This is a genomic window from Pseudoflavonifractor sp. SW1122 (assembly GCF_012027765.1).
GTDB lineage: Bacteria > Bacillota > Clostridia > Oscillospirales > Oscillospiraceae > Enterenecus > Enterenecus faecium.
The window spans coordinates 1-14,167 of record NZ_SJOS01000063.1 but is presented as its reverse complement, the minus strand read 5'-3'; the positions used below and the strand labels follow the sequence as shown (position 1 = coordinate 14,167).

General features: G+C 52.3%; 12 protein-coding genes. 11 read left to right on the top strand and 1 reads right to left on the bottom strand.

Annotated elements, in window-relative coordinates; genetic code table 11:
- The 8 genes from E0L15_RS11135 to E0L15_RS11100 all read left to right on the top strand — a co-directional run.
- The coding region (locus tag E0L15_RS11135; RefSeq protein WP_168125642.1) for a hypothetical protein at positions 1-491 on the top strand (491 nt) is incomplete at its 5' end.
- An 11-nt stretch (positions 492-502) separates the two neighbouring features.
- Complete coding sequence (locus E0L15_RS11130) at positions 503-1,219, top strand: hypothetical protein (protein WP_168125641.1); 717 nt, start codon at positions 503-505, stop codon at positions 1,217-1,219.
- Positions 1,220-1,235: 16 nt separating this feature from the next.
- The gene (locus E0L15_RS11125; RefSeq protein ID WP_168125640.1) at positions 1,236-1,694 is read left to right on the top strand and encodes a GNAT family N-acetyltransferase; all 459 of its coding nucleotides are present in this window, start codon (positions 1,236-1,238) and stop codon (positions 1,692-1,694) included.
- Positions 1,691-2,242, top strand: coding sequence for a flavodoxin family protein (locus tag E0L15_RS11120; RefSeq protein ID WP_168125639.1), 552 nt, complete (start codon positions 1,691-1,693; stop codon positions 2,240-2,242). Before E0L15_RS11125 ends, E0L15_RS11120 begins: the two co-directional genes overlap by 4 nt.
- 25 nt (positions 2,243-2,267) lie before the next feature.
- Positions 2,268-3,278 carry a radical SAM protein gene (locus tag E0L15_RS11115; protein ID WP_168125638.1) on the top strand — a complete coding sequence of 337 codons (1,011 nt, stop codon included), beginning with the start codon at positions 2,268-2,270 and terminating at the stop codon, positions 3,276-3,278.
- Between the two features lie 12 nt (positions 3,279-3,290).
- The gene (locus tag E0L15_RS11110) at positions 3,291-3,752 is read left to right on the top strand and encodes a pyruvoyl-dependent arginine decarboxylase (RefSeq protein WP_168125637.1); all 462 of its coding nucleotides are present in this window, start codon (positions 3,291-3,293) and stop codon (positions 3,750-3,752) included.
- 8 nt (positions 3,753-3,760) lie between these two features.
- Positions 3,761-4,210 carry a hypothetical protein gene (locus E0L15_RS11105; protein WP_168125636.1) on the top strand — a complete coding sequence of 150 codons (450 nt, stop codon included), beginning with the start codon at positions 3,761-3,763 and terminating at the stop codon, positions 4,208-4,210.
- Positions 4,211-4,347: 137 nt separating this feature from the next.
- On the top strand, positions 4,348-4,614 hold the full coding sequence (locus tag E0L15_RS11100; protein WP_168125635.1) for a hypothetical protein: 267 nt from the start codon (positions 4,348-4,350) through the stop codon (positions 4,612-4,614).
- 475 nt (positions 4,615-5,089) lie between these two features.
- Here the strand turns inward: E0L15_RS11100 and E0L15_RS11095 are convergent, their stop codons facing one another.
- The gene (locus E0L15_RS11095) at positions 5,090-5,257 is read right to left on the bottom strand and encodes a hypothetical protein (RefSeq protein WP_168125634.1); all 168 of its coding nucleotides are present in this window, start codon (positions 5,255-5,257) and stop codon (positions 5,090-5,092) included.
- A gap of 164 nt (positions 5,258-5,421) precedes the next feature.
- Here E0L15_RS11095 and E0L15_RS11090 point away from each other — a divergent pair, with 164 nt between their 5' ends.
- From E0L15_RS11090 to E0L15_RS12595, 3 genes are all read left to right on the top strand, one after another.
- On the top strand, positions 5,422-5,994 hold the full coding sequence (locus E0L15_RS11090; RefSeq protein ID WP_168125633.1) for a hypothetical protein: 573 nt from the start codon (positions 5,422-5,424) through the stop codon (positions 5,992-5,994).
- Positions 5,995-6,141: 147 nt separating this feature from the next.
- A complete protein-coding gene (locus E0L15_RS11085) occupies positions 6,142-6,789 on the top strand; it encodes a hypothetical protein (RefSeq protein ID WP_087230387.1) in 648 nt (215 codons plus the stop codon).
- On the top strand, positions 6,786-14,123 hold the full coding sequence (locus tag E0L15_RS12595; protein ID WP_168125632.1) for a S8 family serine peptidase: 7,338 nt from the start codon (positions 6,786-6,788) through the stop codon (positions 14,121-14,123). Before E0L15_RS11085 ends, E0L15_RS12595 begins: the two co-directional genes overlap by 4 nt.
- The last annotated feature ends 44 nt before the right edge of the window (positions 14,124-14,167 follow it).

The window sequence follows — 14,167 nt, the reverse complement described above, 5'->3', positions numbered from 1 at the left end:
AGGAAACTTGCAATTATGAATATTTATTTGAAGAATCTATAATTTCAGACGTAAAGTTGTCTGAATTTGAAAAAAAATGTTCATGTGAAGAAATCTGGGTTGTATCAAATGATTTGGAAACTGAAATAGATGGTGGGTTATATGCTGAAGTCGTGCCTTATAATCTTCAACGCGGAATAAAATATAAAGTATTTGTGACAAAAAACAATCTAACAACCATAAGATTAGAGCAACTTAAACGAAGAAATGGAGACTCGGGGAATATAGAGTACTATCTATTAACAGATGATTTTTTCTTCCTGGTTTCAAAACTCGATTTCACTATTTATGACCCTTATAAAACTTCCGCTACAGGGCGAAGGGGATATATAGGTCTTGATTTACCTGATTGTGAAGTGCTATATGCGGCTAAAGTCGAAGACTCATTAATTGATGCAATTGCATCAAAACTTTTAGAATATATTCAAGAGAAGAAATTTGAGCGAGCTTAGGAGGAATTTGCGTGGAAAAGACCTCAAATGGATGGGAAACAATTTGGTTTACCATTTTATTACCAGCTATGTCTGTTGTGGGTTCTATGGGAGTAAGCTATTTCGAAAAAAAAGTTGGATTGTTTCCTGTTTTATTCTTTTTAATTGCTATTCTTGTAATTATTCCCATTTCAATATATTGTGGCACTATATTTATTTCCAGTATTGGGGAAAAAAATATAGAAGCACAAATAGATCTGCAAATAAAAATGATACAACAAAAAATTGCTGATAGTAAAATTATGAATGGAATATGCAAAGAAGAACAACTGGCTTTAATGGAAAAAACATATCCGTTTGAGGAAATATGGCTTATTTCACCAGACTTACTAACGGAAATAAATAGTGGGATTTATGCTGGTGTAATAAAGGAAAATTTAAAAAAGGGGACTAAATATAAATATTTTGTGCCAGATACAGAAATCAATAAAGTTCGCGTCCAAATTTTTAAAAACAGTTGTGGAAATAGTAAAAATCTAGAAGTTTATTATTTGTCAGATGATTTCTTCTTTTTAGTACCGCATGTGGATTTTGCAATTTATGAACCTATGAAGTCTATTACGGATGGGAAAAAAGGCTATATTGGCTTACCTATCCAGGGAACTACGGAGAGTTTTGCAGCTTTAATGAACAACGATTTTGTCGATGCAGTAATTGGAAAATTAGCTGAACGCTTAAATTCGTTTTAAAATATGGAGAATTTACATGGAGTTTGATTTAAGAAAATTAACGCAAAATGATATTCAGGAAGTATCTAAAATCTATGTGGCAGCATATGAAACAGGTATATGGAATGAGTCATGGACTTATGATATGGCACAACAACGGATATTTGAGATGCTTTCATCACCTCAGTATATTGGTTATGTTGCTATAACAAATGGAGATATTATTGGTTGTATAATTTGTGAGATATTGACCTGGCACATTGGAAAGCAAATGGAGGTGAAAGAAATATTCGTACTTCCTAGATATCAAAAAATGGGTGTTGGGGAAAAATTAATTAATGGTGTAAAAATAGCGGCGCAAGAAATGGGCGTTACAGAAGTTTTTTTGTGGACGAAAAGTGGGCAGTCTTTAATGAAATTTTATTCAGATATGGGATTCCAAGTAAACCATGAAGTGGTTCAATTTATTAATAAGGAAATGGAGGAATTAAGATGAAAGTTGTAGCTGTAGTAGGTAGTATTCGTAGAGGTAACACATTAAAGATGGTACAGGCGTCTTGTTCAAAGTTCTTACCAGAGGAAATTGACATTATTGATTTGGGGAAAATTCAAATTGATTTTTGTACAGGCTGCCTTTATTGTGATGAAACTCAAAAATGTAATATTGATGATGACTTATCAAAATTAATGGATAAAATTGCAGAAGCAGACGCTTACATTTTTGCTACTCCAGTTAGATGGAGCCTTTTGTCTGGAGAAATGAAAACATTTTTTGATAGGCTGAATCCTTTTGCAACCGTAGGAACTTTAAATGGAAAAAAATGTATACTGCTGACTGTGGGACAAAGTGAGAAAGAAAGCGAAGATGCCTTTAGCATTGATTTAGGATTAAAATCTATGGAGTTTTTCTGTGAAAATGCTGGAATTGATGTGATTGATGAGGTAAAAGCATATGGATGTCTGGCAGAAAATGATATTACAAATTCTTCATATTTGGAAAAGTGTTACAAAGCAGCAGAAAAGTTGAGAAATACTCTTTTATGATTGATTTATGGAGCAGGGGATTGTGATGAAGGAATGGAAGTTATCAAGTGTTATTTTGCACATTACAGATATGTGTACAAGCCATTGTCCATGTTGTTATGCATGTGCTAATGATGTGCAATATACTCATGCGGATATTAATATAATTTATAAAATTATAAAAGAACTTGCTAAAGCTAAAATTGAGCGGGTAAGTCTATTAGGTGGAGATCCAGTGTTGCATCCATATATAGTTGATATTGCTAAAAATTTATCTGAAAATGGAATTGCAACAGGAGTAATGTCTAATACTATGGAGTTCCATGAAGATTTTAGCGAAGTAGTAAAATATATCGATGTTTATGAAACAACCATTCATGGTCGTAATGCAATTGAGCATGATACCTTTTCAAATAAGGATGGGGCATACAATTTATTGATGAATAACTTGAGAGTGTTATCAAAATATGATGTTACCATTGGAATAGCAATTAACATTATTCCTGACACTTCAGATATCATTTATGAGATGGTAAAAAATTTATTAGTGAAAGAAAAAATAAGAGTGGGCTATCTTATTCTGCAACGAATAATTCCGTTTGGTAGGGCAGAAGATACTACACATTATATGCTTTCAAAAGAGAATCTAAAAAAAGCTTTAGAAAATGTTGATAAAGTCCATAATGAATTAGGGATAAAAATTTCTGTTGAAGATCCATTTCCACTTTGTGCTATGGACGAACGATATAGGAAGTATATGCATCCATGCGAATGGGGGTATACAAAAGCAGCTTTGAATGGAAAAGGAGATTTGACACGTTGTGGTGCTGATCCAAGGTATTTGTTAGGAAATATTTTTGAAAAATCTATAGAGGAAATTTGGAGAGAGTCCCCGATTTTAAATGATTTTAGAGAGAAAAAGCATTTACCTGATTTATGTAAAAAATGTAAATTGCTTGAAGCTTGCGGTGGAGGATGTTCTTTGAGTTGCAATACATGCGGTGTAGATAGTACAGATTATCTTATGAGTTTTGTCCCTGATCAACCAATTTTGTAGGGAGGTGTAATTATGTATTGTCCATCCAGTTACATATTGGTATCAGGAATTGGAAATGATAAATTTCAACTGGTTTCTTTTGATAAAGCCTTATATGCATCTAGAATAGCAAATTATAATCTAGTTAAAGTAAGTAGTATATTGCCTTCAATGTGTAAAGAAGAAACTACGGTTACAGCAAGGCAAGGATCTATTCTATTTACTGCATACGCCTCAATTAGCTCTTCTAAATCGGGAAAAATAGCGGCTGCTGTTGGAGTTGGATTGCCTCAACAGCCTGATGAGGTGGGAGTTATAATGGAATATTCTTGTATGGATTGTAAGGAGGTAGCTGTTCAGCGAGTTAAAGAAATGATACAAAAATCTATGGAATTAAGAGGATCTAAAATACAAGAGGTAAAGATTGAATCTATAGAAGCTAATGTTACGGATGGAATATTTTCAACTGCAATAGCTGCATTAGCCATGTGGTAGGAGGGAATATGAAAAATAAATTTAATTGTCTGGGTGTAAAATGCCCAGACAGTTGTTGTGGTGCTTATGAAGGATCTTCTGATAGATTGTTATCAGTGGATGGTCGGTCCTTTATAGATATTATTTTAACAGATTTGGATGTCGCAAAGCTCAAAAAAAGTTCTTTTGAGAAATATATCTTTATTGGAACAGATGGAATTTACAGAGTTAAGACAGACGAACAAGGTGTTTGTAGTGCATATATATCTGGAAAGTGCGCTATGAATGACTTAAAGCCTACCATATGCAAGTGTTATCCACTCTATTTGGATGCTTTTGTAGGTCTTTGCGTATTGAAAGAATGTCCTGCAGCAAAGGAATCATATACAATTGAAAATTATTCGAAAGAGATAAGTAGTATGATAGATTTGTATGAATTTTGGATTTCATATTACAAAAGTATGATTAAAGGGGAATAACCTTAGCAATAGCGTTAGACAGGGGTTTGTGAAAAAACTTGCAGATGAATTCGTGCGTTTATACAGTGGTTACAGCGATGAATATTTTGAATGGTAACATTTGAAATATTCGCTCATCATTTTAAGGATAGTCGATTATGAAAAGTGACATAGAAGAGATGCAAGAACTGGTAAGAGAAGTTGAAAATATATTAAGTCGGAAGAACTGTTTCTTTAGTTATGATGTATATGTAAAAGTTGATTCTGCATTATTTCTTAATTTTGATTTACATAACGAAGTATATAATGCTCAACAAGCTATTACTCCGTTTGATGGTGCAGAATATGATAGCGAAACTTGGCGTTATGTGGGAAACGGTTTGTGTGATTATGAAGAAATTATAGAGGCTATAAATACATATTGATTGTAGTTTTGCACCTATTTGTAAGTTTTAAGAAAAATGAGCATTCTTATCTTTTAATGCTGTCATCAAGCAGGGGGCAATATTTACATTCCCTGTTAGCAAGGGGATTCCAAAGGGGAACAGCGTTTCCCTTTGACTGGAGTGTTCAGAGGGGATAGAGTTCCCCTTTGACCGGAAGAATCCAAAGAAACCGGCGGTTTCGTGGCACACGACTTTCCCTCGGAAAGTCTAGTGTGTTATACCTTTGTGGAGCAGATGGCAGCTGGAATTGCAGCACGCCCTGGAAAGTGTGGCTATTTCTGCCCCTGTACACCCTGGGGCTGGGCTGGGTGGTTCCGGCTTTGATCGGGGTATGTGTGGGACTGCTGCCGTTTTGGCCCATGAATCGAAGCAAAACATGCTGATAAGCACCCAAATAAAAGAGGCTGCGACAAACAGCTCTTTCAAAGTTTCAGGCGTCACATAGACGATTAAGTCATCCTTTTTGTAAAAATTCATTCCTATAGTATTTTTGCCCAAATACCCACTTCCCCCCATATCCTGGCATATCGCCCTTCTTCTTTTTGATAAAGTGATAAAATACTAAATTTTTATCTTGCAAGGTCCATCGGAAAGTTTCCGATGGACCTTTTTCTTTGGTCATCCTCCACACTTTATGCGCACAATGGACAAAATTGTAAGAATTGGCCATGAATTGTCAGAACACGATTGACAGGGGTAGGTCCCAGTGATAGATTAAAGATTAACCCAATGAATACATATGCATAAATTAATGAATATACAGAATATTTCCCACAGGAGGCTACCATGATTCCTTTGAAATCTCTACTCAGCGCAGGGTGTGTGCTCTGCCTGCTGCTCTCCGGCTGTTCCCAGCCCAGCCAGACCACATCCCCCGGCACGGCGGTGTCCGATTCCGCCAACACCTCCAGCCAGCCCACCAGCACCCCTGGGGTGGGCAACGTCATTGGCGGCGACGACTTCGCCCCCATACCCGGCGACGCCGTGGACGAGGAGGCCCGGGGCAAGCTGCGCATCACCTACAATGGCAATGAGAGCTCGGTGCACTACATCACTTCCGTGGATCAGCTGCCCGCCTATGAGGAGCTGAAGGAATACGACGAGGACTACTTCCAGGACCACGCCTTGGTGGTGGTCACCGAGTCGGTGTCCTCCGGCTCCGTGGACGTGGAAATCGACTCCATCCGCCAAACTGACACCGGAAACCAGGTGGTGCTCTACCACAGCGCCCCCGGGGACGATCAGGCGGGCACCGCCGACATGGCCACCTGGCTGCTGTGGGCCGAGGTAGACGCTGGCATCGAAGGCACCTGGACGGTGTCCAACCCCGCCCTGTCCTCTGACGCAGTGCAGTACTGACCATCGGCGGGAGTTCTATTTTGTTTGTACCAAGGAACGCCAGACAGAGCCTGGGCATATACCCTCAGGGAGAAGAGAGAGGATAGACGCCCTGGCCCGGTTTCGTGCAGACCTTGTGATACAAAAATATACATAAGGAGGATACCAATGAAACGCATCAACAAAGCACTCAGCCTGATGCTGACGGCCGCCTTGAGCTGCGCTGTGTTGGCGGGCCAGGCCTCTGCCGCCAGCGGCGACGCGCTGTGGGCCGATGTGGACGAGACGTCCGGCGAAGTCGCCGCCGTGATCGAGACCAACGCTGTGGTCACCGACGGCGTCATCGACGTGACCTTCGACGCAGACAAGCTGACCTATGTGGGCTGTGACTTTGAGGGCGACAACGACCAGTACTCCCAGTACGTGGCCATGTACGCCGTCAATGACACCCAGGCTGACCAGGGCGTGCTCAAGATCTCTTGGGTGGCCCCGGATACTTATCAGGCCCAGGAGGACCTCACCGCCCTGTTCCAGGTGAACTTCCAGGGCACCGACGTGGCCGCGGACGACCTGACTGTCTCCGGCACCGCCAACGACGCCCAGGGTGAGGCCGTGGCCGTGGGCCAGGAGCCCACCGAGCCCGCCCCCAGCGCCAACCCCACCAACACCCCCGAGGGTGGTGACGACGGGGACAACACCGAGCGCCCCGAGACCGGCGACACCGCCAACCTGACCCTGTATGTGGCCCTGGTTGCCGTGTGTGTGGCCGTCCTGGCCGGCTTCGGCATCTACGCTAAGAGGAGGGCTGCAAAATGAAACTGAACCGTTTGTTGGCCCTGGTTCTCTCCGGGAGCCTGGCCCTTTCTGTCACCGTGGGCAATGCCCCCTTCGCCTTTGCCGCCAGCGCGGACTCCAACGAGACTTCCACCTCCCAGACCAACGGTGTGGAAGTGGAGCAGCTGGACGGCTCCGACTACGACCTGGACCTGACCCGGGACGACGCCGTGACCCAGGACAACCTGGACGACACCATCTCTCCTGACGAGGATGTGCGGGTCATCATTGTCATGGACGGCGACTCCGTGGTCTCCGCCAACAGCGCCGCTGTGTACTCCAACGACACCGCAGCCCAGATGGAAGAGATCAAGGCCGCCCAGGATAAGGTCATCGCCGACATCGAGGAGACCGCTCTGGACGGGGACGACCTCACCGTGTCCTACCAGTACAGCTGGCTGGTCAACGGCGTGGCTGCCACCGTGCCCTATGGCAAGCTGTCCGACATTGAGTCCGTGGACGGCGTGGACCAGGTGGTCATGCAGACCGTGTACGAGCCCTGCTCCACCGACGAGACCACTTCTTCCAACATTGTCTATCCCCGGACCATCTCCGACGGCCAGATGATTGGCCGTGAGGACACCTGGGCCCAGGGTTACAAGGGTGAGGGCATGAAAATTGCCATCATCGACACCGGACTGGACACCGATCACCAGAACTTCGCCGCTCTCCCCGACGAAGTGCTCACGGACACCAGCCTGACCCAGGCCGACATTGACGGCGTGCTCACCAGCCTCAACGCCTATGAGCGCTACAGTGGCCTGACCAGCGCCGATCTGTACTACAACACCAAGGTTGCCTACGGCTTCAACTACGTGGACAACAGCCTGGACATCACCCATGACAACGACACCGAGGGCGACCACGGCACCCACGTGGCCGGCATCGCCGCCGCCAACAAGGTGGACGAGTCCGAAGTGGTGGGTGTGGCCCCCAACGCCCAGCTGATGGTGATGAAGGTGTTCGGCGCCAACGGCGGCGCCTACACCGAGGACTGGGTGGCCGGCATGGAAGACGCCATGATGCTGGGCGCCGATGTGATCAACATGAGCTTGGGCTCTGACTCAGGCTTCACCACCGACGTGGACTGGGTGGATGAGGTGTTTGACCGGGTGGCCGAGACCGGCACCGTGCTGTGCATCTCCGCCGGTAACTCCGACACCATGGGCCAGGGCAACGCCTGGGGCACCAACGCCAACCTCACCTCCAACCCGGACAACGGCGTGCTGGGTACTCCCGGTGCCTACGCCAACGCCATGTCCGTGGCCAGCGTGGAGAACGCCTACTACATGTCCGACTACATCACCGTGGGCGACAACTACAAGATCGCCTATCAGAACGGTGGCAGCGGCGTCAACGCCCCCCTGAACACCCTGGCCGACACCCCCTATGAGGTGGTGGCTGTGCCCGGCACCGGCACCGTGGAGGACTTCGCCTCCGTGGACGTGTCCGGCAAGATCGCTCTGGTGCAGCGCGGCGTCATCGCCTTCACCGAGAAGTGCCAGAACGCCCAGGACGCTGGGGCTGTGGCCTGCCTGGTGTACAACAATGAGAGCGGCACCATCATCATGGACATGACGGACAGCCCCGTCACCATGCCCTGTGCCTCCATCACCATGGCAGACGGCGCCTACATCCTCTCCGCTCTGGAGGAGAACCCCGACCTGACCCTCACCGTGGGCGCGGACCAAACCCTCATCGCCAGCGACACCGCCTACCAGATGAGCGACTTCTCCTCCTGGGGCGTCACCCCCTCCCTGACCCTGGAGCCTGACATCACCACCCCCGGCGGCAACATCTACTCCACCATGGACGACGGCACCTACGGCCTGATGAGCGGCACCTCCATGGCCGCCCCCAACCTGTCCGGTATCTCCGCTCTGGTCAAGGAGTATGTGATGTCTGAGGACGGCCTGGGCAAGGCCGACGGGGCTGACACCAACTCCCTGGTGCGTGCCCTGCTCATGAGCACCTCCAAGCCCCTGGTGTACCAGAATCAGGAGGGCCTGTACTACTCTCCCCGCAGCCAGGGCTCTGGTCTGGCAGACGCCTACGGCGCTGTGACCACCCAGGCCTACCTCACCGTGGACGGCTGCGACGTGCCCAAGGCGGAGCTGTACGACGATCCCGACCAGACCGGCAGCTACAACTACTCCTTCAACGTCACCAACTTCGGGGACGCCACCCTGTTCTATGACCTGAACACCGTGGCCCAGACCGAGGGTGTGAACACCGACTACGCCGATCAGGGCTATCTGTTCATGTCCCACTCCCCCATGGCTCTGGCCGCCTCCACCGGCGAGTCCACCTCCGCCATGGCCCCCAAGTTTGACGTCACCGACAGCGGCGTGTGCGACTCCCACGACGCCTACTGGATCTACCGCTCCGCTGTGGCGGGTGCCGCCATGGACGAGAACTGGACCGACGTGGAGTTCCGTTACAACACCAACGGCGATGACGTGGTAAACGACGCCGACGTGCAGTCCTACCTCAACGCCCTGGTGGGTCTGGACTCCGACACCGACCTGGCCGCCCAGGTGATGGCCGTGGCCCCCGGCGCCACCGAGACCGTCAACGTCAACGTGACCCTGGCCGACTCCGACCGCACCTACTTCGCCGACAACTACCCCAACGGCGGCTATGTGGAGGGCTTCACCTTCCTCACGGCTCTCAATGCCAATGGCACCGACCTGTCCCTGCCCTACCTGGGCTTCTACGGCGACTGGACCGACGCCCCCATCTTTGACGGCGACAACGACAGCCCCGACACCCACGGCTTCTACTGGGGCGACGACAGCATTATGGACTACAGCCAGTACATCAGCGCGCTGTGGACCAACATCGGCGGCCAGACCTCCGGCTGGGTGCCCGGCCTGAACCCCTATGTGGAGGAGACCTTTGATCTCAGCCACGTCTCCCTGTCTCCCAACGGCGACGGCAACGGCGACTATGTGGACGATATGTACATCTCCCTGCTGCGTAACGCCGCCACCCTCACCTTCACCTACACCGATACCAACACCGGTGAGGAGTATTTCAGCCAGACTGTTGACCACGTGCAGAAGAGCAACTACGTGGCCGGCTACGACATGTGCGTGCCCTATGTCTATTCCTGGTACGGCACTCCCTATAAGCTCACCGACGCTGAGGGCAACACCCTGCCCAACAACACCAACGTGACCCTCACCATCTCCGCCACCCTGGACTACCCCAACTCCCCCGTGGAGGAGAAGTCCGTGAGCTTCACCGTGGACACCACCGCCCCTGAACTGCTGGGCACCGAGCTGACCCAGGAGGACGGCAAGAGCCTGCTGACCCTGACCTTCTCCGACAACCTGTCTGTGGCCGGCATCAACTTCTGCAACAGCAACGTGACCAACATCTACGCCCAGTACGCCGCCGATGACGCCCAGGCCACCGTGGACGAAAACGGCAACCGGGTGTGGAAGCAGACCTACGATGTCACCGGCATGGGCGACCACTTCACCCTGGTGCTGGGCGACTACGCCTTGAACGAGTCCTACTACTCCATCAAGGTGCCCGGCAACGACATTGCCCTGGACGACACCCTGCTGTATGGCTACCGGGTGGCGGACAACGAAATCAGCGACGACTCCCTGTACGGCTGGATTGGCATGGACCTGAGCGGCGAGACCGTGACCGCCACCGCCTGCTCCAGCGAGTACTACATGGACTACGCCCTCACCGCCGCTGAGCAGGTGGGCGGCTACATCCTGGCCGTGGACGCCAACAACAAGCTGGTGGTCATCCAGCCCGGCTACTGGGATGAGCGCACCGAGATCACCGATCTCAGCGTGGGCATCCGGGACCTGGCCTATGACGCCTCTACCCAGACCCTGTACGGCCTGACCAGCGACACCCGTCCCCAGCTGGTGACCATCGGCATGATTTCCGGCCAGCTGGAGTACGTCAACGCCGACAACAACCTGGCCTCTGCCACCGCCATCACCTGTGACGACCAGGGCACCCTGTACGGCATCTATGGCCCCAGCTACGGCAGCCAGCCCGCCGAGCTGCGCACCATTGACACCGCCTCCGGCGTGTGGGGCGAGACCCTCATGGGCGGCGAGGGCAGCGACATGCCCGGCTCCTACTACGGTCAGTCCATGACCTGGAAGGACGGCACCATCTACTGGGCCCAGTACAACATGCCCAACTTCGGCTCCTATGGCCAGCTGTACGCTCTGAGCCAGGATGAGTCCGGCACCTGGACCATGGACAACTGCGGCGCCATGGCCGGCAACGCCGAGGTGGTTGGCCTGCTGTTTTTGGACACCAACCAGCTGGAGTGGCCCGACACCGACCTCCAGGCCCTGAAGGTGTCCCCCAATGAGGTGGCTTTGCTGGAGGGCAACTCCGTCACCCTGGCTGTCACCCCCGACCCCTGGTACTGCGACACCCAGCTGACCTGGTCCACCAGCGATGCCAATGTGGCCGTGGTCAATGAGGGCACTGTCACCGCCACCGGCGTGGGCACTGCCACCATCACCGTCACCGACACCCTCACCGAAGTCACCGGCACCGCTACCATCAACGTGGTGGCCCCCGACAGCCAGATCAACGGCTTTGTCATCGCCAGCATGGGCGACGACGGCCTGGCCTCCCAGTGGACCACCTTCAACGCCAGCAACCCCGCTGACTACCAGACCCTCAACGAGACCCAGGCTCTGGAATACATGTGCGCCGAGTACGTCGGCGGCACCCTCTACGCCTACGACGAGCAGGGCAACTTCTACACCGTGGACCCCACCGACTACAGCTACCAGAAGGTTGCCTCCAAGACCACCTCTTACTCCATGAAGGACCTGTCCTATGACTACTCCACCGGCTACCTGTACGGCCTGGCTCAGGACGCCAACTCCGGCGCCACCGACCTGGTGACCGTGGACACCATGGACGGCCAGGTCACCAAGGTGGGCACCCTGGTGGACTCCTACAACGAGCCCGCCTGCGCCTTCGCCGTGGACAACGACGGCCTGGTGTACTTCGTCACCCAGGGCTACGGCTTCCTGTGCACCTATGACGTGGACACCCAGACCACCGAGAACCTGGGCCTGACCGGCTGCTACCCCGCCGCTTACAACCAGTCCATGGCCTTTGACCATGACACTGGCGAGCTGTACTGGTCCGCTATGACCGCCACCCAGTTCGACCTGATGTACATCGACCTGAACACCGCCGCCGCCCTGGACCTGGGCGCTGTGGACGCGGGCAGCCAGATCGTGGGCCTGCACATTGTGCCTGAGAACGCCCCCGAGACCCCCGAGGTGCCTGTGACCAGCGTCACCACCACCAGTGACAGCATCAACATCCTGGAAGGTGCCTCCAACGCCATGCCCGTGAAGGTGGAGCCCTCCAACGCCACCAACCGGAACGTCCAGTGGACCGTGGCCGATGAGACCGTGGCCACCATTGAAAACGGCATGGTCACCGGCCTGAAGCAAGGCACCACCACCGCCACCGGCACCCTGGGTGAGTTCACCGTAGAGGTGACCATCAACGTGCTGGTCAGCTCCGGCGAGATGCGCGGCTTCGTGCTCCAGGACCTGACCACCATGGCCATGGGCTTCTGGCTGAGCGAGATGGACTATGACCTGCACAACCCCGGCGACGCTGACGCCCTGTATGCCTCTGACTACGACGTGTACGCCGCCACCTACTACAACGGCAAGGTGTACGCCTACGGCGAGAACCCCCAGGCAGAGGACTACCAGACCGACGGCATGCACTTCTTCGTCATCGACGCCAAGACCGGCAAGATGGAGATGGATGTCACCGGATACGACTACTTCACCAACCTGTGTGACATGACCTTCGACTACACCGACGGCGCTTTGTACGTGGTGGGCAACGCCAAGAACTCCACCGGCAACTCCACCCTGTACACCATGGACACCACCACCGGCCAGCTGTATGCTGTGGCCGCTCTGGACCGCTACGTGGTAGGCCTGGCTGCCGACGAGAACGGCACCCTCTACGCCGTGGACTTTGACGGCAACCTGTGCACCATGGACAAGCGCACCGGCGAGATCACCGTCATCGGTGACACCGGTGTGGACCCCTGCGGCTACCAGTCCCTGGCCTTCGACTTCGACACCGACTGCCTGTACTGGGCCTACTCCAACGTGTACTCTGACCCGTGGGCTGGCATCCAGAACCGGGATACCGCTGTGTATGTGGTGGACACCACCGACGCCTCTGTGGTGAAGGTGGGCGACACCGGATGCATGCTCTCCGGCCTGTACTTCCCCACGGACAACGAGCCCCAGGTGCCCGACACCGTGAAGGCCGACAGTCTGGTGGTCAATCCCACCTCCCTGCTGCTGAACAAGGGTGAGACCGCCCAGCTCTCCGCTCTGGTGCTGCCTGTGAGCGTCAGCCAGCTGGAGGGTGTGAGCGAGGTCACCTTCACCTCCGACAACGAGGCTGTGGCCACCGTGGACCGTGAGGGCAACATCACCGCCGTAGGCCTGGGCGTGGCTCAGATCACCGTCTCCGCCGGTGACCTGTCCGTCACCTGCTCCGTGTCCGTGGTGGACGACACCGTCCAGATGTACGCCTTCAACCAGTCCGGTTGGGAGACCACCAAGCTGCTGGACCCCTCCGAGACCCTGGAGGAGGCCGTGTCCGACACTCTGGGCTTCACCATCGCCCAGGCGGTGTACAACTCCGACGACGGCTATGTGTACGCTCTGGATGAGAACAATACCCTGTACAAGCTGGCCCTGGACCTGAGCTGGTCTGAGACCCTGGGCACCGTGGACACCCAGGATGCCGACATCCTGGATCTGGCCTACAACAGCTACAACGACACCCTGTATGTGCTCACCACCTCTGTGAATGCAGAGACCATGGAGACCACCTACACCGTCCAGGAGCTGAGCACCGAAGATGCCACCCTGGGCCAGGCCTACCCCGTGTCCCGGGACATCGACACGCCCGTGAGCATCGCCTTCAACAGTGCTGACACCTTCTACGTGTACGACGCCTTCATGGACTACATCTACCTGTCCACCCTGGACGGCACCACCGTCACCAGCGTGCTCTGGGCCCAGCAGTCCATGAGCGCCGATGCGGACACCTTCTCCATGGTGTACAGCCAGACCTATCAGCGCCTGTTTATCATGACCGTGGACACCTACTACGGCACCGGTGAGCAGACCCTGTACATGGTCGATCCCCTGTCCGGCACCATCACCCACCTGGGCGACGGCGCTTGGACCAAGGACGTGGTGGACCTGCTGCTGGTGGAGGGCGCAGCCCCCTCCCCCGCTCCCACCGCCGAAGTGAAGTAATGCACCTCAACTATGGCCCGGACGGATGTTCCGTCCGGGCCATG